Source organism: Mycobacterium sp. 050128 (assembly GCF_036409155.1).
In the GTDB taxonomy this organism is placed as follows: Bacteria; Actinomycetota; Actinomycetes; order Mycobacteriales; family Mycobacteriaceae; genus Mycobacterium.
In genome coordinates, this window is sequence record NZ_JAZGLW010000003.1 from 290,835 (window position 1) to 315,504 (window position 24,670).

Sequence of the window (24,670 nt, forward strand, 5' to 3'; positions counted from 1 at the left end):
CCCCTCCGTCGCGGATGGGTACAGTTGGCGCAGAACATCGGCGGGTTTCGGGCGAGAGGGAGGGCCATGGCGTACTGGCTATTCAAGTACATCCTCCTGGGTCCGCTGCTGCAATTACTTGGCCGGCCGAAAGTCGAAGGCCTGCAATATGTTCCGAGCACGGGCCCGGCGATCCTGGCCAGTAACCACCTCGCGGTGATGGACAGCTTCTATCTGCCGCTGGTGGTGCGGCGGCGCATCACCTTCCTGGCGAAGTCCGAATATTTCACCGGCACCGGAATCAAGGGCTGGTTCAGCCGCTGGTTTTTCACCGCCGTCGGCCAGGTGCCGATCGACCGCACCAACGCCGACGCCGCCCAGGCCGCGCTGCACACCGCTCAGCGGCTGCTGGGTGAGGGCAAGTTGATGGGCATGTACCCGGAAGGCACCCGTTCGCCCGACGGCAGGCTCTACAAGGGCAAGACGGGCCTGGCCAGGCTGGCGCTGGAGACCGGGGTGCCGGTGATTCCGGTCGCGATGATCGGTACCGACGTCGTCAACCCGCCGGGCACCTCGATGCTGCGCTTCGGCAAGGTGACGGTCCGGTTCGGTAAGCCGATGGACTTCTCCCGATTCGAGGGCCTGGCCGGTAACCGGTTCATCGAGCGGGCCGTCGCCGACGAGGTCATCTACGAGCTGATGGGTCTGTCCGGTCAAGAGTACGTCGACGTCTACGCCTCGACCGTCAAGAACCGCGGCAGCGGCTCGAACGGTCAGGGGCCGGACGACGAGGCCACGCGTATCCCCGAGACCGCTGTCGGCTAGGTCGCGACGTTCACGTCGCGCAGCAGCTGACGGCCGGCGCCGGAATCGGTGCGCCCCTGCGCATCCCGAGCCGTGACCCGGGTGGTGACCGTGAGTCCGGCGGTGACGAGCACGGCCAGCGCCCACCACACGTAACCCATCCCGAGCAGCTGGCGCCACCAGTTGGCGGTCTCCTCATGGTGCTTGGGCATCAGCTCGATCGGTGTCCAGTCGATGTACATCAGCGCCACTCCGGCCAGCGTCACGGCGGCCAGCGCGATGTTGCGGCGCCGCCAGCCCAGGATCGTGGTCACCAGCAGCGTCGGCAGCACCCATACCCAGTGATGTGACCACGACACGGGCGACACCATCAGTCCGAACAGGGCCACGCAGATCACCGCGAGCGCCGTCTCGCCGGCCTGCAACACCCGTCGCATCGCCCAGATGGTCAGGGCCAGCACGGCCAGGCACAGGCCCACCCAGAGCAGGAAACGCAGCTGCTCGGAAAGCCCGATGCGGGCCAGCGCGCCCGCGATGTTCTGGTCGGTGTTCAGCGCCGCGGAGCCGATCCGGTCGGTGTGGTGCACGGTGTGCGTCCAGTACTCCCACGAGTCGGCCCAGGCCAGGATGAACCCGACCAGCGTCCATATCGCGAAAGACGTCATGGCCGTCAGTGCGGCGCGGAAGTCGCGGCGCACCAGGAAATACAGCAGGAACACCGCGGGGGTGAGTTTGAGCGCCATGCCCAGCCCCAGCAGTAGCCCCCGTGGCCAGGGCGTGCGGCGCGGCACGCAGTCGGCGATCACCAGCGTCATCAGCACGACGTTGATCTGGCCGAACGCGAAGTTCGAGGCGATGGGCTCCAGCCAGATCGAGGCCGGCGCCACGACGACGACCGCCAGCCACCAGCGGCGCAGCCAGGCCGGCCCGGGCACCAGCGCCGAGGTGTTCCACACGTCGAGGCGGGTCAGCACGATGACCGTCGAGACGATCAGCAGCACCAGGGTCAGCACCGTGATCGCAACGCTGGCCGCCGGCATGTGCAGCCAGGCGAACGGGCAGAACACGATCGCGGCCAGCGGGGGGTAGGTGAACGGCAGATTCAGCCCGATCGGTGTGTGGAACAACACGTCACCGCGGTACAGCGGACGCCCGTCCAGCCAGGTCTGGCCGCCCATTTGATAGATGTCGATGTCGATGCGGTACGGCGTGTGCGCGAACAAGCCCCAGGCCGCATAGCCCAGGGCCGCCGCGGCCAGCAGCCACAACAAGCCCCACACCAACGCCCGCCCCGGTCGGCTGCCCACAACGGGCGCCTGCGAATTACTCATGTCGCACATCAGCGTAATCGGTGTCGATGGCCGCGATGTCTCGCAGCGCGGCTCCCGCGTCGCGGGGAGGTGCGGGCGTAGGTTGCAAACGTGTTGGGATGGTTCACGCCCAGGGTGGCCCACTGGTTCTCGCACGACATCGTCCACGGCGGCCGGCTTCCCCTGCTCTGCTGCCTGGTCGCCTTCATCCTGACCTTTTTTGTCACCCGGACTTTCGTGCGCTTCATCCGGCACCGCGTCGCGTCCGGGCGCCCGGCCAGATGGTGGCAACCGCGCAACGTCCACGTCGGGGGAGTGCACGTCCACCACGTGACGTTCGGGGTGGTGCTGGTGATGATTTCCGGAGTGGCGCTGGTGACGTTGTCCGTCAACGGCCAAGAGCCCGAAAACACGGTATCCGCAATATTTTTCGGTATCGGTGCGGCGTTGGTGCTCGACGAGTACGCGCTGATCCTGCACCTGTCCGATGTCTACTGGGAAGAGGACGGCCGCACCTCGGTGGACGCGGTGTTCGCCGCCGTGGCGGTGGCCGGATTGCTGATCATGGGGCTGCACCCATTGACGTTCTTCTTTCCGTTCTGGCACGGCACCGATTCGTTCGTCTGGCATGCCGCGGTGCTCACCACGATGGTGATGACGCTGCCGCTGGCCGTGGTGGTGGTGCTCAAGGGCAAGGTGTGGACCGGTCTGCTCGGCATGTTCATCGTCGTCTTGCTGGTCATCGGGGCGATCCGGCTGTCGCGTCCGCATGCGCCGTGGGCGCGCTGGCGATACACCACCCAGCCGGACAAGATGCGGCGCGCGCTGCAGCGGGAACGCAAATGGCGCCGGCCCGTCGTGCAGGCCAAGCTGTGGCTGCAATGCGCGATCGCGGGCACGCCGCGGTTGCCCGACGAACGCCTGGTCGACGCCCAGCTCGACCACGACGTCCATGCCGCAGCGCCGCCCGAGGGAACCGAGCCCATCCTGATCGGCAGATAGCCTTTCGGAGTGCGGTACTTCTACGACACCGAATTCATCGAGGACGGCCGCACCATCGAGCTGGTCTCGATCGGGGTAGTCGCCGAAGACGGCCGCGAGTACTACGCCGTGTCCACCGAATTCGATCCCGAGCGCGCCGGGGCCTGGGTGCGCGCCAACGTGCTGCCCAAGCTGCCGCCGCCGGCTTCGCAGCTGTGGCGCTCGCGCAAGCAGATTCGCCACGACCTGGAAGAGTTCTTCGGCATCTCGGGTGGCCAGGCCGCCGAGCCGATCGAGCTGTGGGCCTGGGTGGCCGCCTACGACCACGTCGCGTTGTGCCAACTGTGGGGGACGATGCCGGGACTGCCGAAGGCGATCCCGCGCTTCACCCGGGAGCTGCGCCAGCTTTGGGAAGATCGGGGATCGCCGCCGCTGCCGCCACGACACCGCGACGTCCACGATGCGCTGGTGGATGCCCGCGATCAGATGCGCCGATTCCGACTGATAGTCTCCGGCGACGAAGCGGGTGCGGAAGCGACCCGTTAATGAGCCCCAGCCCGAGCTGCTGCGCACCTGACGAATGGCATTCGCCCAGGCTGGCCACAGATATCATGGACCGATGAACTGGACCGTCGACATACCGATCGACCAGCTGCCTGCACTGCCGCCGCTGCCCGCTGACCTGCGGACCCGGCTGGACGCTGCGCTGGCTAAGCCGGCTGCTCAGCAACCGGCGTGGCCCGACGAGCAGGCCGCGGCGATGCGCACGGTCCTGGAGAGCGTTCCGCCGGTGACGGTGCCGTCCGAAATCGCGCGGCTGCAGGACCAACTCGCCCAGGTCGCCAAGGGCGAGGCATTCCTGCTGCAGGGCGGCGACTGCGCCGAGACGTTCGTCGACAACACCGAGCCGCACATCCGCGGCAACGTCCGCACCCTGCTGCAGATGGCGGTGGTGCTGACCTACGGTGCCAGCCTGCCGGTGGTCAAGGTCGCCCGCATCGCGGGTCAGTACGCCAAGCCCCGCTCGGCCGACATCGACGCGTTGGGCCTGAAGTCCTACCGCGGCGACATGATCAACGGCTTCGCCCCGGATGGCGCTGCGCGCGAGCACGACCCGTCGCGGCTGGTGCGCGCCTACGCCAACGCCAGCGCGGCGATGAACCTGATGCGGGCGCTGACCTCGTCGGGGCTGGCTTCGCTGCACGGGGTGCACGACTGGAACCGGGAGTTCGTCCGGACCTCGCCGGCCGGTGCCCGTTACGAGGCGTTGGCCGCCGAGATCGACCGCGCGCTGAGCTTCATGAGCGCGTGCGGCGTGGCCGACCGCAATCTGCAAACCGCCGAGATCTATGCCAGCCACGAGGCTCTGGTGCTCGACTACGAGCGCGCGATGCTGCGGCTGTCGGAAAGCGAAGACGGCGACCCGCAGCTCTACGACTTGTCGGCGCACACGGTGTGGATCGGGGAGCGGACCCGCCAGCTCGACGGCGCGCACATCGCGTTCGCGGAGGTGATCGCGAACCCGATCGGCGTCAAGCTCGGCCCGACGATGACGCCCGAGCTGGCGATGGAGTACGTCGAGCGCCTCGACCCGCACCACAAGCCGGGCCGGCTCACGCTGGTCAGCCGGATGGGCAACAACAAGGTCCGCGACCTGCTGCCGCCGATCATCGAGAAGGTGCAGGCCACCGGTCACCAGGTGATCTGGCAGTGCGACCCGATGCACGGCAACACCCACGAGTCGTCTACCGGCTACAAGACCCGGCACTTCGACCGCATCGTCGACGAGGTGCAGGGCTTCTTCGAGGTGCACCGTGCGCTGGGCACCCATCCGGGCGGCATCCACGTCGAGATCACCGGCGAGGACGTCACCGAGTGTTTGGGTGGCGCGCAAGACATCTCGGACCACGACCTGGGCGGCCGGTACGAGACGGCATGCGACCCGCGGCTGAACACTCAGCAGTCGTTGGAGCTGGCGTTCCTGGTCGCCGAGATGCTGCGCGACTGAGAGACATCAGTCCGGTCATTCGCCACAGCAGCACAGTCGGGGAGGCGGCGACCGATCCGCGAATGCGATATCACCGGCGGTATCGCTTTTGAATGCGTTCCCATGGTTGGGTTTCGGCGGCCCCGGCACTGCAGTCGCTGCTATCGCGTCGCCGCCGTTTTCTCCCGCTGACGTTCGGTGGCGGTGCCGGCCCGCGACGAAGGCTCGGGCGGTGACGGTGTCCGCGAAACCCGGGCCCGCAGGTTGCCCCAGAAGATGCGTGGCAGCAGGGCGGGATCTTGGAGCCGCGACGGCGGGTCGATGAAGTTGGAAACCCGAAAGAAGCGTTCGGTCAGCACAACGTCGTGGGCGGCGGCGTTTAGTGCCGCTCGAGTCACCCAGCCTTGCAGCCGCGCCCGCCTGGAACTCCGGTCGCGAACCGGGGAAGTGACCCGCGACCTGGCTCTGTTTGCCGCCCACATCTCGCCGATGTAGCGCGCCGTCGCACCGAAATAGCGATGTGCCAATGCATCATCGCCAGCCAGCAGACAATCGCGCAGAGTCAGCGCTTCCAGCGCGGCGATTGTCATGCCCTGGCCGTAGGTCGGGTCGGGGGCGCACAATGCGTCGCCGAGGACCACCAAACCCGATGGGAATCGCGATATTTGGTCGTAGCGGCGCCACACGGCGGCGGTGTGCTGATATGTGACGGCTTCCCCGATGGGGTGCGCCTGGCGTAGTCCTTCCACCAAGTCCGCGGGTAGGAAGGGCGCGGCCAGCGCGAGCATCGCGTCGTAATCGGTTGGCGGTTCGCCGGTTTCGGCCGGCTGGCCGATCGCCAGCATCCAGGTGTCATGTTCGTTGGCCAGCAACAGGCCTCCTGGTCTGTCGTCGCCTGGGTTGAACATCACGAGCCGCTGGGCGATCGATCCCGTGGGCATGCTCAGCTGTTGGCTCGCGTAGCTATATCTCGCGGCCATGCGGTGCTCGGTGGGCCGTTCGAAACCCAGCCTCTCCAAGAACGCCGGGGTACGCGCCGCCCGCCCCATCGCATCGACCACCAGGTCGGCGTCCAGTGTTGTCAGTAAACCGTTGTAGCGCCGGATGATGCGAACACCGTTGACGATATCGCCGGTGGTGAGCAGCTCGGACACGTCGTGCCCGTCGAGGAAGGTCACGTTCGGTAGGGCCTTGACGCGGCGGCGCAGCTGAAACTCCATAAACGGCCTGCTCGCCATGTGCAGCGTCAGCGCGGCCGGATCGGCGAATCTGCCCGCGCTTTTCAGCTGGTAACGCCCGAGGCGCACGTAGAAGTGCGACAGGTCACCGTCATCGACCAGGACCGCCCCGGCCCGGGCCAGGTCGTCCAGCAGTCCGGGAAACAGCTCATCCAGTACCTGCAGGCCGCGGCTGTAGAAGTTGTGCGCATGCCGCCCTTGGGGGATGCCCCGGCGATGACACGGATAGTCGGGCAACCTGTCCCGTTCGACCACGCTGACCGAATCGTAGAACTCTGAAAGCACGCGGGCGGCAAGCAAACCCGCCATTCCGGCACCCAGTACGACTGCGTGCTCGCCGAGCCGGTTCGGCGAGTCGACGCGATGCGTTGTCGAACCCATGAAGCAGCACGCTACCCGAAAATTAAGAAAAATAAGAGAAACTTGAGATTACTTTAAGATTCGTGTCGCGACCGTGATGTCCCGCCGATAGCTGGCGCCCGGCCGCGGTCGCAGCTATTCTATGGCCGTTGAAAAAATATTCAATAGGCATTGAAATAGGCACGCACCGACCGCGGAAAGGACCGTTGACATGGACTTTGCGTTGTTGCCTCCGGAGGTGAATTCCGGGCTGATGTATGCCGGTCCGGGGGCGGGGCCTTTGCTGGAGGCGGCGGCGGGTTGGGACGCGCTGGCCGCCCAGCTGGAGTCGACCGCCAGTGGTTATGCGGCGCAGCTGGCGGGATTGACCGGTCAGGCGTGGTCGGGCCCTTCGTCGCTGTTGATGAGCGCGGCGGCCACTCCTTATGTGGAGTGGTTGTCGGCTGCCGCGGCTCAGGCCGCGCAGACCGGGGCCCAGGCCTGCGCGGCGGCGGCGGCGTACGAGGCGGCGTTCGCGATGACGGTGCCGCCTCCGGTGATCGCGGTCAACCGGGCACAGCTGATCGCGCTGGTCGCCACCAATTTCTTCGGGCAGAACACCGCGGCGATCGCGGCGACCGAAGCGGAGTACCTGCAGATGTGGGTTCAGGACGCCACCGCCATGTACGGCTATGCGGCCGACTCCGAAATCGCCAGCACCCTGACCTCGTTTGACGATCCGCCGCAGACCACCAACCCGGCCGGGCCGGATGCACAGGCGCAGGCCCAAGCGCAGACGATGGCGCAGACGACAGGCGACGCGACACGGCAGGTGGCCACGAGCAATGCCACGATGCACACGCTGAGCTCCGCCACCACCGACACCGTCGGGCCTGTTGCTCCGGACCAGACGGTGACGGCCCCGCCGGGCAGCACCATCACCCTCGGTACCAACACGGGCATGTTGATCAACAGTGGCGACATCACAGTCACCGGCCCTGGCACTAACCTCATCACTTACGGCTCGGTAATTATGAACCCCGGCAGCACAATTCACACGCTCATCGATTGCTCCGCGGACGGTGTCCTGATTCCGGGAGGCGTTGACTTCACTGCCGGGGCCAACCCCGTCGTGCTGACTCCCGGGTCCTTCCAGGAGGTCCTGGTCACCCTGGTCAACGGCTCCGCCACCCTGCCCGGTGTCGCCGGGGGGCAGGCCGCCATCCAGACCCTCGCAAACACCGCCACCGCCATCGCCGGCCCCGCGGGTGCGTCCATCACCAACGCGTTCGGCACGGTCACCATCGCCTCCGTCACCCCGAGCTCGTCGAGCGCGGTGGGGGCCGCCCCGTTGGGCGGGCTGGCCGCGCCGGGCCTGGCGGGCACCGCGGCCATTGAGCCGCAGCTCAATGTGGATGGGCTGCTGGAGTGGGCTCAAACGGTTGCCGGCTGAAGGTAGACAAATCGTGGTGCACCCGAAGGGTCTGGGCGACATGGATTTTGCGTTGTTGCCTCCGGAGGTCAATTCCGGGCTGATGTATGCCGGTCCGGGGGCGGGGCCTTTGCTGGAGGCGGCGGCGGGTTGGGACGCGCTGGCCGCCCAGCTGGAGTCGACCGCCAGTGGTTATGCGGCGCAGCTGGCGGGATTGACCGGTCAGGCGTGGTCGGGCCCTTCGTCGCTGTTGATGAGCGCGGCGGCCACTCCTTATGTGGAGTGGTTGTCGGCTGCCGCGGCTCAGGCCGCGCAGACCGGGGCCCAGGCCTGCGCGGCGGCGGCGGCGTACGAGGCGGCGTTCGCGATGACGGTGCCGCCTCCGGTGATCGCGGTCAACCGGGCACAGCTGATCGCGCTGGTCGCCACCAATTTCTTCGGGCAGAACACCGCGGCGATCGCGGCGACCGAAGCGGAGTACCTGCAGATGTGGGTTCAGGACGCCACCGCCATGTACGGCTATGCGGCCGACTCCGAAATCGCCAGCACCCTGGCACCGTTTGACGATCCGCCGCAGACCACCAACGAGGCGGGACGGGGTGACCAATCCAGCGCGGTGGCCCAGGCCGCCGCCAATACCACCAGCGCCCGCACCCAATCACTGGCGCAACTCAGCGCACAAACCAGCTCCCAGCAACTCGCCACGACCGCCAGCGCCGGCGACCCCGTACTCCCTGCTGGTAGCACCGCCAACGTCGCGCCCGGCGGAGCCGTCCTGACCACCGGCGTCACCGCCACCGCCAGCAACGGCTACCCGGTCACATTCGCCGCAAATTCCGAGTTCTTTGCCGTCACCCAGGTGACCGTCACGGTCAACATCAACGGCGGCGGACTTCCCTTTACCTTCGCCGCCGGCACCGATGTTTCCATTGGCGTCCCGGGCGTAGTCGACAGCGGAACCTTTACCGTCCTTTCTGGCTCCCCAGGCGTCGCTGGCACTTTCACCGTCCCGAGCGGGTCCATCACCGCCGTCGGCGCCGGCACCAACGTCACCCTCGCCAGCGGCTCCGTCATCGCCGTCAACACCGGCACCGTCATCACCGGCCCCGCCGTGGCCCCGGTCGCCCCCACCTCGTCCGGCGCGGCGGGAGCGTTGCCCGTGTTAGCCGGGCTGAGCAGCACACCAGGTCTGGCGGGTACCGCAGGAATTCAGCCTCAGCTCAACGTGGATGGGCTGTTGGAGTGGGCTCAAATCGCGTCCGGCTGAGAGCCGGCATGGTGGATCAAGTGACGGTCACCTCCGACGCGAAGTGGTCAGCGGGTACAGGCGTTCACCTACCAGGTGGCACCCGGTAGGTGAACGCCCGATCGATATTGGGTCATGGCGGGGCAGCGCCAGAGGTTGGCTGTACTTGACTTGCGAAGTGCCGCTTAGGTATTCGGCGCTATGCGCCATTACCCCGCGGCAACCCCGAGTGGTGGTTCCACACTGGCCGCTGGAACACATCCGGTCGCTGTTACGGCGGTAAACGCGAGGATCGTCGCAACGACGATCTTTGTGGCTAGACCTGACATGACGACTCCGTTCATTTGAACCCCCTGTCAGAACTGTAGATCGAAAAGAGCTTTTTTTCAATACGCATTGAAATACAAGAAGCTTGCGGGCATAGTTGCTACGCGGACGGGTCGATCACCGCGCAGCAGGGGCGTTCAGGTGAACAAGTACCTTTGGGCGCGTTGGCGCTTGGTCTGCGGCGTGGATCACCTGCTGCTGTCCGAGCGGCCGAGAGAACTCGGCCACGAGATACGTCCATCGTGGCGAAGGTGAACGAGGAAGGTAGTCACTTGACGTCTAAGGTTCCGCCGGTCAAGGTCGCGCGAGCCGTCGAGCGGTTCCGCGACCATCTGTCGCTGCTGCGCCGACGTTCGGCTCCGCCTGCGGCGGTGATGATGGAATTGATCTTGAACGCGTGGGTTGCTCAGGCGATCGCGAGCGCGGCGGATCTTGGCGTGGCGGACGCCTTGGCCAATGGCCCGCTGTCCGGCGAGCACCTGGCGGACCGGGTCGGCGCCGAGCCCGACGCATTGCGGCGACTCATGCGCGCGTTGATCGGCATCGGGATTTTCAGCCAGCGCAAGGACGGGCGTTACGTGCTCACCCCGCTCGCGCAAACACTGCGCACCGACGCGCCGGTGTCGATGGCCGGGATGGCGCGGTGGGTCGGATCGCCTCAGCATCGGGAGCATTGGAGCCACCTGACCGACGCGGTCCGGACCGGGAATCCGGTGCTTCCGGAGCTTCGCGGCAAACCGGCCTTCGAGTACCTGGCCGACGAAGCCGAGCTAGGCGCGATTTTCAACTCCGCCATGACCAACGTGTCCGAATTCGCGACCGTGCCCTTGACCGCGGCCTACGACTTCGGTGCGTTCGGCACGATCGTCGATGTCGGAGGCGGACACGGTCGGCTGCTGGCGGCGATCCTGCAGACCGCCCCGAATTCGCGCGGCGTGCTGTTCGATCTTCCGGAGGTCGTGGCGGGCGCCCCGGAGTTGTTTGGCAAGTACGGCGTCGACGGCCGCGTCCGGATCGAAGAGGGCTCCTTCTTCGATTCCGCGCCGGAGGGCGGCGACGCCTATGTGCTCAAGAACGTCATACACGACTGGCCCGAGCAAGACGCGGTCCGCATCCTGAAGAACGTCCGTGCCGCGGCCCCTGCCGGTGCGCGACTGTTGCTCTGCGAGTTCGTCATTCCCGACCACGACCGCGATTTCCACGGCAAGTGGGTGGACATCGAGATGCTGGTTGTCGCCGGCGCGCGCGAACGCACCGCGGACGAGTACGGCCGGCTGTTCGATCAAGCCGGCTTCCGGTTGAACCGGGTCGTCGACACCGTGTCGCCGCTCAGCATCATCGAGGCGACCGCGGTGTAGCTGCGCGCGGCTTCGCCTTCTTTCGCGGCGTCTTGGCAGGCGGTTGCGCGGGCGATTCCAGTCCGAGTTCGTCGGCGGGGGCGGTCAAGAAGCGGTGCACCGCAGGCCCCAACAACCTGACCACGTCGTCGACCCCGAGCGACGACAGCGGCGGCACACGCATGATGTAGCGCAACATCGCGGTGCCGACGAGGTTGGTCGCGGCCAGCGTCGCGCGCAGTCGAGCTTCATCGCCGCCGCCCATGGCACCGGACACCGCGGTCAGCAGATAGTCATGCAGAAAGACGCGAAACGCTTCGTTGGCATCGCTGTTCGACGTTGCCGACTGCACCATCGAGGCCATGCTCGCGGCCGTCTCGGGCCGCTCCCAGATACTGAGGTAGGCCCGCACCACGCGGTAGCCCAAGTCGTCGTCCTTCTCGGCGACCACGGTCGTCAGCAGGTCGGCCGGCAGTACCAACTTCATCGACTCGCGAAACAACTCCGCCTTCGAGCCGAACAGATAGAGGATCATCGACGGGTCGACTCGGGCATCGTCGGCAATCGCTCGCAACGGTGTCTTGTCATAGCCGTTCATGGCGAACTGGCGCTTTGCCGCGCGCAGTACCGTGTCGCGCGATACCGGCTCGCCTTGACGTCTGCCTCGTCGCTTCGTCGTTTCCCCAGGTGAGGGCACGTGCGAACCATATCATTTCAACCGTTATTGAAAAGCTCATTCAGCAGCGGGAGGCCGCGCGTCACCACTCACAGCAGGCCGCTCAGGTTGCTGCCCAGCGTCCATCCGGCCGTCGCTGCCAGGCCGGTCAACGCCAGTACCAGCGCCACCCAGATCAGCACCATGCGGCGGCCATTCTGGCGTGCCACCGCGAATTCGCTCAGCGCGATGCCGGCGAATTCGCCTGAGACGGGCTGATATTCGTAATCGTCTTCGGGTTCGGAGTCGGCCTCGGTGCGGGGCTCGGGTTGCGGCCAGTCGCCGGGTCCGCGGGTCAGCTGACGGGTGGGCTGCCGGACCGGAGCCTGCGGTGGCGGCGCCGGGGGTTGCTGCTCGCTGCGCCGGCCGTGGTGCAGTGCCGCCGAGCGGTGCTGGGCGGAATTGCGCGGTGCCGGCACCCGAAAGTCGGGCAGGTCCAGCTCCTCGGCGATCGCCTCCACGTCGGCGAGCATCTCGATCGCGTCGGCGTAGCGCTGCGCGGGGTCGCGCGCGGTCGCGCACGCCACGAAGTCGTCGAATGGGGTCGGCACGCCCTCGATCACGCTGCCCGGACGCGGTACGTCGTGGTCCAGCCGCTGGTAGGCGACCGCCAGCGGGGAGTCGCCGGTGAACGGCGCAACGCCGGTCAGCAGCTCGTAGGTGAGGATTCCGACGGAGTAGACATCGCTGCGCGGGCCGGCATTACCGTCGCGCACCTGTTCGGGCGACAGGTAGGCCGCGGTGCCCAAGATGACGCTGGTTGAGGTGATTCCGGCGGCCGCGACCGCACGCACCAGCCCGAAATCGGCGATTTTGACGTCGCCGTCGTCGGAGATCAGCACGTTCTCGGGCTTGACGTCGCGATGCACCAGCCCGGCGCGATGCGCGGCGGCCAGCCCGCCCAGCACCGGCCGCAGCACCGCCACCACGGCATGGGGTGGCATCGGACCGCGTTCGGCCAGCAACTCGCGCAGGGTGCCGCCCTCGATCAGCTCCATCACCAGAAACGGGTGACGCGCGTCCAGGCCCTGGTCGTAGACGGCGACCAGCCCCGGGTCCTTCAGCCGGGCCACCGTGCGCGCCTCGAGCTGAAACCGGTGCAGGAACTGGCTGTCCCCGGCATACCGCGAATCCATCACCTTCAGCGCGACCGGACGATCGAGCCGGACATCGAGGCCACGGTAGACCGTCGAGGTGCCGCCGCTGGCGATCTTGCCCTGGACCAGGTAGCGGCCATCCAGCAATGTGCTGTCCAACGGGTCGCCCGTCCCGGGTCTGGTCACCGGGCCATCGTAGGTGCGGGCCGGCGATTGGCGAGGAGAACATCCGCTCAAGGCGCCTCCGCACCCGGCGACCACGGCCTACACTTGCGCCGTGGGCAGTATTCCGGCCGGCGACGATGTTCTGGATCCCGACGAGCCAACCTACGACCTGCCCCGGGTCGCCGAATTGCTCGGCGTGCCGGTGAGCAAGGTGCAGCAGCAGCTGCGAGAAGGTCACCTGCTTGCGGTGCGCCGCGCCGGGGGTGTGGTGATACCGCAGGTCTTCTTCACGAATTCCGGCGAGGTGGTCAAAAGCCTGCCCGGGTTGCTGACGATCCTGCACGACGGCGGCTATCACGAGACCGAGATCGTGCGCTGGCTGTTCACCCCCGATGCGTCGCTGACGGTGACGCGCGACGGCAGCAGGGATGCACTCAGCAACGCTCGTCCCGTCGACGCGTTGCACGCCCATCAGGCCCGCGAGGTGGTGCGCCGGGCCCAGGCGATGGCCTATTAAGGCGTATTAAGGCGTATTAACAGGCGTACTAAGCGGCCAGAGGTTCTTCGGCCTGCTCAGCGGGCGCTTCCGGCGCCCGGTACAGCGCCCGCCAGGCAATCAGCGCGGCCGCCGTGGCCATCCCGAAGTGCGTCCAGGAATACATGCCGTGCGATCCGTCGGGCTTGAAGATCACCATGGCCCAGGTCGAGAGCCCGCCGATGACGGCGATCCACCGTCGCGACTGCGCCAGCGGGGACGCCACCGCCAGCGGCCAGGAGTAGTACCACGGCAGGGCGGCCGGCACGAACAGCACCACGATCAGCATCGACCACGCCATCCCGGTCAGCGCGCCCCGGTCGTCGCGGCGGTACCGCCACCACAGCAGCGGCAGGGACACCGCGATGACCACGATGCCGATGAAGCGGGTGACGCGCAGCGTGGCATAGAAGTCGACCGGGACGAAACCGTTGACGGCCCAATGGATCACATTCGCAGCGGCGGTGGGCACGGTCAGCCAGTTGATGATCTTCACCGAGCCGGCCAGCGCGGTCAGCCAGCCCAGGCCGACTCCGGCCACCGCGGACAGGATGCCGAAGACCGCGACGAAGATCAGCAGGCCCATTGCGGTGGCCGCCGCGAACGCCCGCACCGGCCGGTAGCCGCGTTGGTCGCGCAGGTGCCGCATCCACACCCAGACCAGAAACGGCAATGCCAGCGCGGCAGTGGCTTTGACCGCCACCGCGATCGTGACCAGGGTGATGCCCAGGGCGTGACGGCGTGCGAAGGTCAGCGCGATACCGGCCGTCATCAGACCCACCATCAGCATTTCGTTGTGCACCCCGCCCATCAGATGGATCAGCACCAGCGGGTTGAGCACACAGATCCACAACGCGGTCGCGCCGCTGGTGCCGATGTGGTGCGCCAGCCGGGGAGCGGCCCAGATCAACAGCGCCAGGCCGGGCAGCATGCACAACCGCAGCAGCATGGTGCCGAGGATCACGTGATTTCCGGCCACCACCGTGACGAGCTTGGCAATGAGAATGAACACCGGACCATAAGGCGCGGTGGTGATCGTCCAAATCGGGCTTACGTTGTCCAGCAACACATTCGGATTCGCCACCGGACCAACCGCGTAGGGGTCGAAACCGTCGCGCAGCAGCGCACCCTGGGCCAGATAGGAATAGGTGTCGCGGCTGAACACCGGCACCGAGAGCAGCAGTGGCGCCAACCAGAAGCCGGTGGTGGCGCGCATCATGAATTCGGTGGTTTCGCCGGCTACCACGCGGCGGCCCAGCGCCAGCCACGCGATCAGCATCAGTGTCACGCCCGTCCACAGCAAGATCGACGAGAGCACCAGCCCGTGGCCAAATCGCAGCCAGGACATGTCGATTGACTCCAGCACGGGGTCGTGTGGCTTGGTGCTTCCCGCCCCCAGCGCGCCGGCGGTGATCAGCAGCGAACCCAGGAAGCCCAGCTTCGCGCTGCGGGCCTGCGGCGCCGAAGCGAACTCTTTAAGCTCCGAAAGACGCTGCGCAACAGATCGTTTCACCGTCGGCGTGCCGGTGTCCGGTGTGGTCATCGACTTAGGCGGACCGGTCGGTGGCCATTCTGGCCAGTTCGGAGAGCCCCGCCTTGGCGGCATCGCTGATGGGAGCGGCGGCGAGCTCGGCCAGCGCCCGCCGGGTCAGCGTGGCGATGCGCTGCTCGGCCGCGGCAAGCGCGCCCACCGACTCGATCACGTCGCGCAGCTCGGCCACTTGCGGGTCAGTCAACGGCGCGCCGATCGAACTTCGTAAGAGGTTGGCCGCCACGGGGTTTGACTTGTCAGCCAACTCCATTGCCTCGGCCAGCAGCACGGTGCGCTTGCCGGAGCGCAGATCGTCGCCCGACGGCTTGCCCGTCACCCTCGGATCGCCGAATACGCCCAGCACGTCGTCGCGCAGCTGGAACGCGACGCCGAGGTCGGTCCCGAACCGCTGGAAGACGGCCTGCACGTCCGGTCGGTCGGCGGCGACCGCGGCGCCGAGCTGCAGCGGTCGCGTCACCGTGTAGCAGGCGGTCTTGAACGTGGCGACGTTCATCGGCGACGCGATTGACTCCGAGGCGCTGGCCTCGGCGACGATGTCCAGGTATTGCCCGCCGAGCACCTCGGTGCGGATATCGGCCCAGACCCGTCGGACCCGGCGCTGGGTATCCGCAGGCAGCTCGGTCCCGAACACGATGTCGTCGGCCCAGGCCAGGGCGACGTCGCCGAGCAGGATGGCCGCCGAGATGCCGAACCGTTCTGCCGAGCCGCGCCACTGCCGGGCGCGGTGCGCCGCGGCGAAATGGACGTGCACCGTCGGACGGCCGCGGCGGGTGGAGGAGTCGTCGATGACGTCGTCATGCACCAGCGCGCAGGCCTGCAGCAGCTCCAGGGCGGAAAACAGCAGCAGCACGTGCGCGTCGGGTTCGGTGTCGGCCACCGCACGCCATCCCCAATACGCGAAGGCGGGCCGCAGCCGTTTGCCCCCGTTGAGCACGAAGTCTTCGAGAGCGGAGAGCAGCGCGGCGTAGTCGCCGCCGATATGGGCGGTCTCCGCACGCCGCTCGTGCAGGTACCGGCGAAGCTGCTCGCCGATCGCGCCGGTCAACTCGACGGTTGCCGCTTCTGCTGGGGTCTTCAGGCTCAGCGCGGCGCCCCTTTCTCGCTCGGCATGCCCCGGTGTTCTCTAGCCCGACCAGTGTATTCGGCGCCATAGTGATGCGCGTCTCCCCGTGACCGCCGGTCCCCGCCAAGCCGGGCGGTAACCCGACGCCCCTATGCTGGCGAGGTGCGATTCGTCCGATGGATCCGATGGAAAGGAGCCGCGTGACTCTCAACACCGTCGCGCTCGAGCTGGTGCCGCCTAACGTGGACGAGGGTCGGGAGCGGGCGCTGGACGAGGCGCGCAAGGTGCTGCAGTACTCCGCGGAGTCCGGCCTGGCCGGCCGCATCCGTCATGTGATGATTCCCGGCATCATCGCCGAGGACGACGACCGTCCCATCGCGATGAAGCCAAAGTTCGACGTCCTGGACTTCTGGTCGGTGATCAAGCCCGAACTGCCGGGGATCAGCGGCCTCTGCACGCAGGTGACCGCGTTCTCGGACGAATCGACGCTGCGCGGGCGGCTCACCTCGCTCACCGACTCCGGCATGGAAGGCGTCGTGTTCGTCGGCGTCCCGCGCACGATGAACGACGGCGAGGGCTCCGGCGTCGCGCCGACCGACGCCCTGTCGATCTATCGCGACCTGGTGCCCAATCGCGGTGTGATCCTGATCCCGACCCGCGACGGTGAACACGGCCGGTTCAACTTCAAATGCGACCGGGGCGCCACCTACGGCATGACCCAGTTGCTGTATTCCGATGCGATCGTGGGCTTTTTGACTGAGTTCGCCAAGACCACCGATCACCGGCCCGAGATCCTGCTGTCGTTCGGCTTCGTGCCGAAGATGGAGAACAAGACCGGCCTGATCAACTGGCTGATTCAGGATCCGGGCAATGCCGCGGTGGCCGCCGAGCAGGAGTTCGTCAAGGAGCTGGCCGGCCGCGAACCGCCCCAGAAGCGCCAGATGATGCTCGACCTCTACAAACGCGTGGTGGACGGCGTCGCCGAGCTCGGCTTTCCGCTGAGCGTCCACCTGGAGGCGACGTACGGGTTGTCCGGCCCGGCGTTTGCGACCTTCGCCGAGATGATCGACTACTGGGCGCCCGCCCAGCGCGTCTAGCTCGGCGGCTGATTGCCCGGCGTGGTGAACCGCTCGGAGCGGTCCCGGCTCATCCAGGCCAGCAGCGCCACCACGCCCGCGGCCGCGAACGACGCGATGCCCAGCCATACCCCGGCGCCGGTGAAGGAACGGGTGTTCGGGTCGGTGTAGCGCGCCTGAGCGGTCATCGTGCTGACCACGCCCGGCTTGAGCTTCCACGACACGGCATCGGGATCGACGCGGTCGCCGTTGGTCGACGTCACGACGCCGGGAAAGGCGACGGTCAGCTCGACGTCGGCATCCGGATCGGTCAGCGATGTCAGATCCGCGCGGCCTTCCAGGATCACCACGTTGCCGTTGCGGCGCAGGGACACATTCACGCCGGCCGCGTCGGAGTTCATGTTGGCCAGCTGCGGCAACTCGCCGAACGTCAGGTCGGAGAACACCGCCTGCGACCCGACGTAGCCATCGCTGTCGTAGTTCGACACCGCGATCTTCTGGTTGAACGGCAGGTTGTTGGTGTCGAGCTGCGGGCCGGTGTCCTTCGGCGTCTTCGGTTTGGCCGCCGCGATGATCTCCCCGGACACCAGGTCGTCGGGCGAGATCGTCAGCGAGGCTCTGGCCCGCAGGCATCCGGTCGCCAGGGGAACCAGCAGCATCAGCATCGCGATGGCCAGCACGCGAGTGGTTGCTCGGGTTCGACGTGGGGGAGAGCTGGCGCGCACCAGGTTATCGTGCCAGATCTGGTGTGACGCGTGCCCATGTCGTCGGCTTGCGAGTCCGCCGGCGAGGCCCTCAGAGCGGCAGCGGGCGGCCCAGGATCGCGAACGCCCGTGGGTCACCGGCGAAGTGGTAGCGGCGGATGATGTCGTTGAAGCCCAACCGCCGATACAACCGCCAGGCGCGATTGGCCTCGCCGTTGGTTTCCGGCGTCGAGAGCAGGACGTTGCGCTCGCAGCGGGCGGCAAGCAGCCGGCGGGCCAGCGCCTCGCCGATGCCGCGGCCTTGGGCGCGCGGATGGATGTGCAGTTCGGTCAGCTCGAAATAGCTGTCCATCAGCTGCGTGATCTGCTGCGCTGGCAGGCCGCCGCGTTGCATGCCCAAGACAACCTGCTGCTGCCACCACTGGCCCGGCGCCCCCGGGTAGCCGTAGGCCACCCCGAGCAACGGCGCATCGCTGAGTTCGGACGCCGACGGCACGGCGCCACCCTCGTCCGTGTCCGCCTCGACCGCGGCGGCCGCCTGCCACCCGCGCCGGCGGATGTGTTCGAGCCACATCGCCGCCCGCTGGTTTTCGGTACCCCGCGGGTAGCGCATCGCGTCGACGTAGACGCCGAGGGCGTCACTGAGACGGCGCTCCATATCGTTCGGCGGCAGATCGATGAGGAATATCGCCAACTCGCGGTGTCCTCCTCGTCACAGTGAACGGGCCTCATGCACGTGATCGCCGTCGGTCGCGGGCACGTATCGCCATTATCGGGTCCGGGGCCGAACGGCGGACGGGCGGTGGCGGCAACCAGCGGACCGCTCGGTCGGTTTCGGCAAGGCTGTTGTAACGCATCGGCGTTGCCGCCCGATGATTGTCGGGAAGCAACGGAGATAGAATCGCGGACGAACCAGTGGTACGGGTCAGATCGACCTCGTATCATTTGACTTAGTTGCCCATACAATGGGCATCCGCGTGCTATCGATAGTTACGTGTCAGACTGTCGGCAAGGAGGGACGAATGCCACTCTCCGATCATGAGCAGCGGATGCTCGATCAGATCGAGAGCGCTCTCTACGCCGAGGATCCCAAGTTCGCTTCGAGCGTACGGGGTGGGGGGTTCCGCGCGCCGACCGCGCGGCGCCGCCTGCAGGGTGCGGCGCTCTTCGTTATCGGTCTGGCGATGCTGGTTTCCGGCGTGGCGTTCAAGGCCACGATGATTGGCAGCTTCCCGATTCTCAGCGTCGTTGGCTTCGTAGTGATGTTCGGTGGTGTCGTGTTCGCCATCACCGGTCCGCGGATGTCCGGGCGCCCCAACCAGTCCGGGCCGGTGCCGGGCTCGCGCCAACGCCGCAACAAGGGCGGCGGAGGCTCGTTCACTAGCCGCATGGAAGATCGCTTCCGCCGCCGCTTCGACGAGTAACCAAACCACCCAACACGCAGACCTTAAGGGGTAGCCCAAGCGGCTACCCCTTCTTTTGTGCCTGGAGCCCGATTCGAGTCCTAATCGAGGCCAATCCGAGCCCCACTTCGCCCCACCGAGGCGCCCCACTTCGCCCCACTGCCCGACTTGGGGGTCTGAAATGCGGTTTCCCGGCGCCGTATGCGACGTTCGAGATGGCGGTCGACGGCCCCCGGCCGGTGTGTGGTGGCAAATGAGCAGCGAAACACTCCGATGACACCCCTTTTATGGGGCAAAGTGGGGGGCTGTGGGGTATGGTGGCTGAAGTGTTTGGGCGAGCCGAGACCCGGTCTCGACAGGAGGTGAGCTGGTGTTTCTCGGCACCTACACGCCCAAGCTCGACGACAAAGGGCGACTGACGTTGCCCGCCAAGTTCCGCGACGCGCTGGCAGGGGGGTTGATGGTCACCAAGAGCCAAGATCACAGCCTCGCCGTCTACCCGCGGGCGGAATTCGAGCAGCTGGCCCGCCGGGCGAGCAAGACGTCTCGAAGCAACCCGGAAGCCAGGGCGTTCCTGCGCAATCTGGCCGCCGGCACCGATGAGCAACATCCCGACGCCCAGGGCCGCATCACCCTGTCGTCCGACCACCGTCGCTACGCGAACCTCTCCAAGGACTGCGTGGTGATCGGTGCGGTCGACTACCTGGAAATCTGGGATGCCCAGGCCTGGCAGGACTACCAGCAAACGCACGAAGAGAACTTCTCCGCGGCCAGCGATGAAGCACTCGGCGACATCATCTGAGGCGCATGCCCGTGCATCGTGGCCTCTGCCCGAACCGACCCTGGCGTACTTCCCCAACGCCTGGTTCGTAACTTCGGACAGGGACCTCGGTGCAGGGGCGCGTCTTTGTAAGGCCGTCCCTCCTTCTGACGAGTTTCTCCAGACCCGGGGAGGTGTTGCGTTGGCTGACAAGGACTTCGGGCATGTGCCCGTGCTGCTGGAGCGCTGTGTTGAACTGCTGACCCCGGCGTTGACCCGCCAGCACTCCGACGGATCCGGCGCGGTGCTCGTCGACGCCACCCTTGGCGCGGGCGGGCACGCGCAACGATTCCTGACCGACCTGCCGGGTCTGAAGTTGATCGGCCTCGACCGCGATCCCAGCGCGCTGGACATCGCCGGCGAGCGGCTGGCGCCGTTCGCCGACCGAATCACCCTGGTGCACACGCGGTATGACGGCATCGCCGAGGCGCTGGCCGAAGCCGGTTATGCCGCAAACGAATCGATCGACGGGGTGTTGTTCGATCTGGGCGTCTCCTCGATGCAACTCGACCGCGCCGAGCGGGGTTTCGCCTACGCCCAGGACGCGCCGCTGGACATGCGGATGGATCCGTCGTCGCCGCTGACCGCGGCCGAGATCGTCAACACCTACGACGAGGCCGAGCTGGCGAACATCTTGCACCGCTACGGCGAGGAGCGGTTCGCGCGCCGGATCGCCACCCATATCGTGCGTCGGCGGGCCCGCACCCCGTTCACAACGACCGCCGAGCTGGTCGAGTTGCTGTATGAGGCCATTCCGGCCGCGACCCGGCGCACCGGCGGACATCCGGCCAAGCGCACCTTCCAGGCGCTGCGGATCGCGGTCAACGACGAGCTGGACACGCTGCGCCGGGCCATTCCGGCCGCGCTGGACGCGCTCACCGTCGCCGGGCGCATCGTGGTGATGGCTTACCAGTCACTGGAAGACCGGATCGTCAAGCGCGAGTTCGCCGATGCGGTCGCCTCGCGCACGCCGTTGGATCTCCCGTTCGAGCTGCCCGGCCGCGGCCCGCGATTCCAATCGCTGACCCGCGGTGCCGAGCGTGCCGGCGCCGACGAAATCGAACGTAACCCTCGTAGCACCGCCGTGCGACTACGGGCCTTGCAACGGCTGGAATCCGAGGGACAACCACAGCAGCGGGTTTCCAAGAAGGGCGACTCATGAAAGCGAAAGCCAAGCGCGAGACGCCGAAACGCCGGGGCGGCAACGACCGTCGCGGTGGGCGTGACGGCGCGGCCCGCAAGACCCGGCGCAACGCGGCGGACTCGACGGCGCGGCGCACTCGGCCGGCGCAGGGTTCGACGACCGGTCGCGAGGCGCGGGTGTCGAAATCCGGCCCGCAGACCAGCCCGAATACGCGGCCGGTCGAGCGGACGGCCCGCCCCAAGAGCAGCGGCCAGGCCAAGGCCCGCGCCAAGGCACGCAAGGCCAAGGCGCCCAGGGTTATTCGGCCCCGGCTGACCGAACGGATTGCCATCCGGCTGGCCTCGATCGACCTGCGGCCGCAGACCTTACTGGCCAAGGTCCCGTTCGTCGTGCTGATCATCGGCGCGCTCGGTGCCGGGCTGGCGCTGACGCTGTGGCTGTCCACCGCCTCCGCCGAACGCTCCTATCAGTTGAGTCACGCGCGCGAGAAGACCCGGATGCTGCAGCAGCAGAAGGAGGCGCTCGAACGCGATGTACGCGAGGCCGAAGCCGCGCCGGCGCTCGCCGAGGCCGCGCGCAAGCAGGGCATGATCCCGACGCGCGACACCGCTCACCTGGTCCAGGATCCGTCCGGTAGCTGGGTGGTGGTCGGCACGCCCAAGCCGGCCGACGGCGTTCCGCCGCCGCCGCTGAACACCAAGCTGCCCGACGAAGGCCCGCAGCCGCTGCCGAAACCGGCGGCAGTCCCGCCGGAAGTCCCGGTTCGGGTGCAACCGGATCCCGGTGCCGCTCTGGTGCCGGGCCGGCCGGTGGGGCCCGAAGCGCTGCTGCGCGCGCCGGATGGTTCGACGACCGTGGGCGGTCAGCACTTGCCGCCGGCCGCGCCGCTGGTACCCGGCGCGCCGGGGGTGCCCGGTGGCCCGGTTGGCGGGCAATTCCCGGGTATGCTGCCGACGCCGGGGTTGCCGGTGCAAGGACTGCCGATCCAAGGACTTTCCACGCAAGTACTTCCGACGCAAGGACTTCCGGCACAGTCGCTGCCGGCCCAAGGGATGCCCACGCCGGGGCTGCCGATGCCGGGGTTGCCCGCGCCGGCGGGCCCAGCGGCCGCACCGGCGCCTGCGGAAGTGCCCATTCCCGTAGGCGGACTGCCCCTTTCGGTACCGCCCGCGCCGTTGCCGGCGGAAGTAGCCGTCCCCGTGCAACGGGCGCCGCAGGCCGCAGTCCCGGTCGCGCCCGGACTGCCGGGGCCGCAAGCCGCACCGGCAATCGCACCGAATAGCGCCGCGCCGCCCGCCGCCGTGTTGCCGGGGCCCGCGCGGTGAGTCGCGGCGAGGACAGCCGCACTCGACGGTCGCGGCCGACACGCGGTTCGCGTAAACCACAGGGAACCAGGGACGTCCGGCAACCCGCTCGAACTCGGAAGCCGGAGAAGGCGCAACAGGGCCGAGACGCGAAGGAACCAAAGGGATTCCGCAAGGCCAAGAAATCCGGCGAGGCGCCGCTCGGTCATTCGGCCAGTGAGCGGCGCACCCGGCAGGTCGTCGAGGCCGGCACCCGGGGCGCATCGTTCGTCTTCCGGCATCGCGCCGGCAATCTGGTCATCTTGGCGCTGACGCTGGTGGCGGCGGCCCAGCTGTTCGTCCTGCAGGTCACCAACGCGCCGAAGCTGCGCGCCCAGGCCGCGGGCCAGCTCAAGGTCACCGACGTCTCAAAGGCCATCCGCGGCAGCATCGTTGACCGCAACAATCAGCAGCTGGCGTTCACCATCGAGTCGCGCGCGCTGACGTTTCAGCCGAAGAAGATCCGCCAGCAATTGGAAGAGGCCAAGAAGAAGAACCCGGCCGCTCCCGATCCGCAGGCGCGGCTGCGCGATATCGCCAAAGAGGTTTCCGGCCGGCTGAACAACAAGCCGGACTACGCGACCGTGCTGAAGAAGCTGCAAACCGACGACAACTTCACCTATTTGGCGCGTGCGGTCGACCCGGCGGTCGCCAGCGCGATCTCGGACAAGTACCCCGAGGTCGGCTCCGAGCGGCAGGATCTGCGCCAATATCCGGGCGGATCGCTGGCGGCCAACATCGTCGGCGGCATCGACTGGGACGGCCACGGCCTGCTCGGACTCGAAGACAGCATGGACTCCGTGCTGTCGGGAACCGACGGCTCGGTCACCTACGACCGCGGCTCGGACGGCGTGGTCATCCCCGGCAGCTACCGCAACCGGCACAAGGCGGTCAACGGTTCGACCGTCCAGCTGACCATCGACGACGACATCCAGTTCTACGTGCAGCAGCAGGTCCAGCAGGCCAAGGACATGTCCGGGGCACACAATGTCTCGGCCGTCGTGCTGGACGCCAAGACCGGTGACGTGCTGGCCATGGCCAACGACAACACCTTCGACCCGTCGCAGGACATCGGGCGCCAGGGCGACCGGCAACTCGGCAATCTCGCGGTGTCGTCGCCGTTCGAACCGGGCTCGGTGAACAAGATCGTCACCGCCTCCTCGGTCATCGAGTACGGCCTGTCAAACCCCGACGAGGTACTCCAGGTCCCGGGCTCGATCAACATGGGTGGTGTCAACATCCACGACGCGTGGGAGCACGGCGTGATGCCCTACACCACCACCGGCGTGTTCGGGAAGTCGTCCAACGTCGGAACACTGATGTTGGCTCAACGCGTTGGGCCGGAACGCTATTACGACATGGTCCGTAAGTTCGGGCTCGGGCAGCGCACCAACGTCGGGCTGCCCGGTGAGAGCGCCGGCCTGGTGCCGCCCATCGACCAGTGGTCGGGCAGCACGTTCTCCAACCTGCCTATCGGCCAAGGTCTTTCGATGACCCTGCTGCAGATGACCGACATGTACCAGACGATCGCCAACGACGGCCTGCGGATACCGCCGCGAATCATCAAGGCCACCATCGCTTCCGACGGCACCCGCACCGAAGAAGCGCGCCCGGAAGGTGTTCGGGTGGTCTCGCCGCAGACCGCGCAGACCGTGCGGCAGATGCTGCGCGCCGTCGTGCAACACGACCCGATGGGCTACCAGCAGGGCACCGGACCCGCGGCCGCGGTGCCCGGCTACCAGATGGCCGGCAAGACCGGTACCGCTCAGCAGATCAACCCGGGCTGCGGCTGCTACTTCGACAACGTGTACTGGATCACCTTCGCCGGGATGGCCACCGTCGACAACCCGCGCTACGTGATCGGGATCATGATGGACAACCCGGAGCGCAACGCGGACGGCACGCCCGGCCACTCGGCGGCCCCGCTGTTCCACAACATCGCGGGCTGGCTGATGCAGCGCGAGAACGTCCCGCTGTCACCCGATCCCGGCCCGCTGCTGACCCTGCAGGCCACATAGGCGCCACGCTTGAGCGTGCGTCCAGGGCGCCCTCGACACACACCGGCCGCCCCCG

General features: G+C 67.4%; 22 protein-coding genes. 14 read left to right on the top strand and 8 right to left on the bottom strand.

Annotated elements, in window-relative coordinates:
- Window positions 1-66 precede the first annotated feature (66 nt).
- Window positions 67-804 (top strand): lysophospholipid acyltransferase family protein, encoded by a 738-nt coding sequence (locus SKC41_RS22130; protein WP_330979821.1) that lies wholly within the window; start codon window positions 67-69, stop codon window positions 802-804.
- Here the strand turns inward: SKC41_RS22130 and SKC41_RS22135 are convergent.
- Window positions 801-2,114 (bottom strand): glycosyltransferase 87 family protein, encoded by a 1,314-nt coding sequence (locus SKC41_RS22135; protein WP_330979822.1) that lies wholly within the window; start codon window positions 2,112-2,114, stop codon window positions 801-803. The two genes, SKC41_RS22130 and SKC41_RS22135, sit on opposite strands and share 4 nt — an antisense overlap.
- A gap of 114 nt (window positions 2,115-2,228) precedes the next feature.
- Here SKC41_RS22135 and SKC41_RS22140 point away from each other — a divergent pair, with 114 nt between their 5' ends.
- The 3 genes from SKC41_RS22140 to SKC41_RS22150 all read left to right on the top strand — a co-directional run bounded on the left by SKC41_RS22140 (window position 2,229) and on the right by SKC41_RS22150 (window position 5,082).
- Window positions 2,229-3,095: a hypothetical protein gene (locus tag SKC41_RS22140; RefSeq protein WP_330980087.1), complete on the top strand. Its 867-nt coding sequence runs from the start codon at window positions 2,229-2,231 to the stop codon at window positions 3,093-3,095.
- Between the two features lie 9 nt (window positions 3,096-3,104).
- Window positions 3,105-3,620, top strand: a complete 516-nt coding sequence (locus SKC41_RS22145; protein ID WP_330979823.1) for a polyadenylate-specific 3'-exoribonuclease AS — start codon at window positions 3,105-3,107, stop codon at window positions 3,618-3,620.
- A 73-nt stretch (window positions 3,621-3,693) separates the two neighbouring features.
- Window positions 3,694-5,082, top strand: a complete 1,389-nt coding sequence (locus tag SKC41_RS22150; RefSeq protein ID WP_330979824.1) for a class II 3-deoxy-7-phosphoheptulonate synthase — start codon at window positions 3,694-3,696, stop codon at window positions 5,080-5,082.
- A gap of 140 nt (window positions 5,083-5,222) precedes the next feature.
- On the opposite strand, the gene SKC41_RS22155 is transcribed toward SKC41_RS22150, so the two are convergent.
- A complete protein-coding gene (locus SKC41_RS22155) occupies window positions 5,223-6,680 on the bottom strand; it encodes an FAD-dependent oxidoreductase (RefSeq protein ID WP_330979825.1) in 1,458 nt (485 codons plus the stop codon).
- A 190-nt stretch (window positions 6,681-6,870) separates the two neighbouring features.
- On the opposite strand from SKC41_RS22155, the gene SKC41_RS22160 reads away from it, so the two are divergent.
- From SKC41_RS22160 to SKC41_RS22170, 3 genes are all read left to right on the top strand, one after another.
- Window positions 6,871-8,091: a PPE family protein gene (locus tag SKC41_RS22160; protein WP_330979826.1), complete on the top strand. Its 1,221-nt coding sequence runs from the start codon at window positions 6,871-6,873 to the stop codon at window positions 8,089-8,091.
- 40 nt (window positions 8,092-8,131) lie between these two features.
- Window positions 8,132-9,337, top strand: a complete 1,206-nt coding sequence (locus SKC41_RS22165; RefSeq protein ID WP_330980088.1) for a PPE family protein — start codon at window positions 8,132-8,134, stop codon at window positions 9,335-9,337.
- 578 nt (window positions 9,338-9,915) lie between these two features.
- The gene (locus SKC41_RS22170; protein ID WP_330979827.1) at window positions 9,916-11,001 is read left to right on the top strand and encodes a methyltransferase; all 1,086 of its coding nucleotides are present in this window, start codon (window positions 9,916-9,918) and stop codon (window positions 10,999-11,001) included.
- Here SKC41_RS22170 and SKC41_RS22175 read toward each other — a convergent pair.
- Together SKC41_RS22175 and SKC41_RS22180 are read right to left on the bottom strand one after the other, a co-directional pair.
- A complete protein-coding gene (locus tag SKC41_RS22175) occupies window positions 10,979-11,677 on the bottom strand; it encodes a TetR/AcrR family transcriptional regulator (RefSeq protein WP_330979828.1) in 699 nt (232 codons plus the stop codon). The two genes, SKC41_RS22170 and SKC41_RS22175, sit on opposite strands and share 23 nt — an antisense overlap.
- A 68-nt stretch (window positions 11,678-11,745) precedes the next feature.
- Window positions 11,746-12,978, bottom strand: coding sequence for a protein kinase domain-containing protein (locus tag SKC41_RS22180; protein ID WP_330979829.1), 1,233 nt, complete (start codon window positions 12,976-12,978; stop codon window positions 11,746-11,748).
- 91 nt (window positions 12,979-13,069) lie between these two features.
- On the opposite strand from SKC41_RS22180, the gene SKC41_RS22185 reads away from it, so the two are divergent.
- Window positions 13,070-13,474 (top strand): Rv2175c family DNA-binding protein, encoded by a 405-nt coding sequence (locus SKC41_RS22185; protein WP_090603340.1) that lies wholly within the window; start codon window positions 13,070-13,072, stop codon window positions 13,472-13,474.
- Window positions 13,475-13,502: 28 nt separating this feature from the next.
- Here SKC41_RS22185 and SKC41_RS22190 read toward each other — a convergent pair whose 3' ends face one another.
- Together SKC41_RS22190 and idsA2 are read right to left on the bottom strand one after the other, a co-directional pair.
- A complete protein-coding gene (locus SKC41_RS22190; RefSeq protein WP_330979830.1) occupies window positions 13,503-15,035 on the bottom strand; it encodes an alpha-(1->6)-mannopyranosyltransferase A in 1,533 nt (510 codons plus the stop codon).
- A 4-nt stretch (window positions 15,036-15,039) separates the two neighbouring features.
- On the bottom strand, window positions 15,040-16,089 hold the full coding sequence (gene idsA2 / locus SKC41_RS22195) for a bifunctional (2E,6E)-farnesyl/geranyl diphosphate synthase (RefSeq protein WP_330979831.1): 1,050 nt from the start codon (window positions 16,087-16,089) through the stop codon (window positions 15,040-15,042).
- Between the two features lie 218 nt (window positions 16,090-16,307).
- On the opposite strand from idsA2, the gene SKC41_RS22200 reads away from it, so the two are divergent.
- The gene (locus SKC41_RS22200; protein WP_330979832.1) at window positions 16,308-17,204 is read left to right on the top strand and encodes a mycobacterial-type methylenetetrahydrofolate reductase; all 897 of its coding nucleotides are present in this window, start codon (window positions 16,308-16,310) and stop codon (window positions 17,202-17,204) included.
- Here the strand turns inward: SKC41_RS22200 and SKC41_RS22205 are convergent.
- Window positions 17,201-17,848 (bottom strand): LppM family (lipo)protein, encoded by a 648-nt coding sequence (locus SKC41_RS22205; RefSeq protein ID WP_330980089.1) that lies wholly within the window; start codon window positions 17,846-17,848, stop codon window positions 17,201-17,203. The two genes, SKC41_RS22200 and SKC41_RS22205, sit on opposite strands and share 4 nt — an antisense overlap.
- 130 nt (window positions 17,849-17,978) lie before the next feature.
- Window positions 17,979-18,581 (bottom strand): GNAT family N-acetyltransferase, encoded by a 603-nt coding sequence (locus SKC41_RS22210; protein ID WP_330979833.1) that lies wholly within the window; start codon window positions 18,579-18,581, stop codon window positions 17,979-17,981.
- A gap of 328 nt (window positions 18,582-18,909) precedes the next feature.
- Between SKC41_RS22210 and SKC41_RS22215 the strand changes: the two genes are divergently transcribed.
- The 5 genes from SKC41_RS22215 (at window position 18,910) to SKC41_RS22235 (ending at window position 24,615) form a co-directional block, all read left to right on the top strand.
- A complete protein-coding gene (locus SKC41_RS22215) occupies window positions 18,910-19,311 on the top strand; it encodes a DUF3040 domain-containing protein (RefSeq protein WP_330979834.1) in 402 nt (133 codons plus the stop codon).
- Between the two features lie 349 nt (window positions 19,312-19,660).
- Window positions 19,661-20,092, top strand: coding sequence for a division/cell wall cluster transcriptional repressor MraZ (gene mraZ / locus SKC41_RS22220; RefSeq protein ID WP_067233643.1), 432 nt, complete (start codon window positions 19,661-19,663; stop codon window positions 20,090-20,092).
- The gene (rsmH, locus tag SKC41_RS22225; protein WP_330979835.1) at window positions 20,067-21,272 is read left to right on the top strand and encodes a 16S rRNA (cytosine(1402)-N(4))-methyltransferase RsmH; all 1,206 of its coding nucleotides are present in this window, start codon (window positions 20,067-20,069) and stop codon (window positions 21,270-21,272) included. Before mraZ ends, rsmH begins: the two co-directional genes overlap by 26 nt.
- A complete protein-coding gene (locus SKC41_RS22230; RefSeq protein ID WP_330979836.1) occupies window positions 21,269-22,579 on the top strand; it encodes a hypothetical protein in 1,311 nt (436 codons plus the stop codon). Before rsmH ends, SKC41_RS22230 begins: the two co-directional genes overlap by 4 nt.
- Window positions 22,576-24,615, top strand: a complete 2,040-nt coding sequence (locus SKC41_RS22235; RefSeq protein ID WP_330979837.1) for a peptidoglycan D,D-transpeptidase FtsI family protein — start codon at window positions 22,576-22,578, stop codon at window positions 24,613-24,615. Before SKC41_RS22230 ends, SKC41_RS22235 begins: the two co-directional genes overlap by 4 nt.
- The last annotated feature ends 55 nt before the right edge of the window (window positions 24,616-24,670 follow it).

Bases quoted from the DNA above. Each gene is read 5' to 3' on its own strand.
- SKC41_RS22150 (WP_330979824.1), top strand. From the start codon at position 3,694: ATGAACTGGACCGTCGACATACCGATCGACCAGCTGCCTGCACTGCCG.
- SKC41_RS22205 (WP_330980089.1), bottom strand. From the start codon at position 17,848: ATGCTGATGCTGCTGGTTCCCCTGGCGACCGGATGCCTGCGGGCCAGA.
- SKC41_RS22160 (WP_330979826.1), top strand. From the start codon at position 6,871: ATGGACTTTGCGTTGTTGCCTCCGGAGGTGAATTCCGGGCTGATGTAT.
- SKC41_RS22130 (WP_330979821.1), top strand. From the start codon at position 67: ATGGCGTACTGGCTATTCAAGTACATCCTCCTGGGTCCGCTGCTGCAA.
- SKC41_RS22135 (WP_330979822.1), bottom strand. From the start codon at position 2,114: ATGAGTAATTCGCAGGCGCCCGTTGTGGGCAGCCGACCGGGGCGGGCG.
- SKC41_RS22165 (WP_330980088.1), top strand. From the start codon at position 8,132: ATGGATTTTGCGTTGTTGCCTCCGGAGGTCAATTCCGGGCTGATGTAT.
- SKC41_RS22215 (WP_330979834.1), top strand. From the start codon at position 18,910: ATGCCACTCTCCGATCATGAGCAGCGGATGCTCGATCAGATCGAGAGC.
- SKC41_RS22155 (WP_330979825.1), bottom strand. From the start codon at position 6,680: ATGGGTTCGACAACGCATCGCGTCGACTCGCCGAACCGGCTCGGCGAG.
- rsmH (WP_330979835.1), top strand. From the start codon at position 20,067: ATGAAGCACTCGGCGACATCATCTGAGGCGCATGCCCGTGCATCGTGG.
- SKC41_RS22190 (WP_330979830.1), bottom strand. From the start codon at position 15,035: ATGACCACACCGGACACCGGCACGCCGACGGTGAAACGATCTGTTGCG.
- SKC41_RS22230 (WP_330979836.1), top strand. From the start codon at position 21,269: ATGAAAGCGAAAGCCAAGCGCGAGACGCCGAAACGCCGGGGCGGCAAC.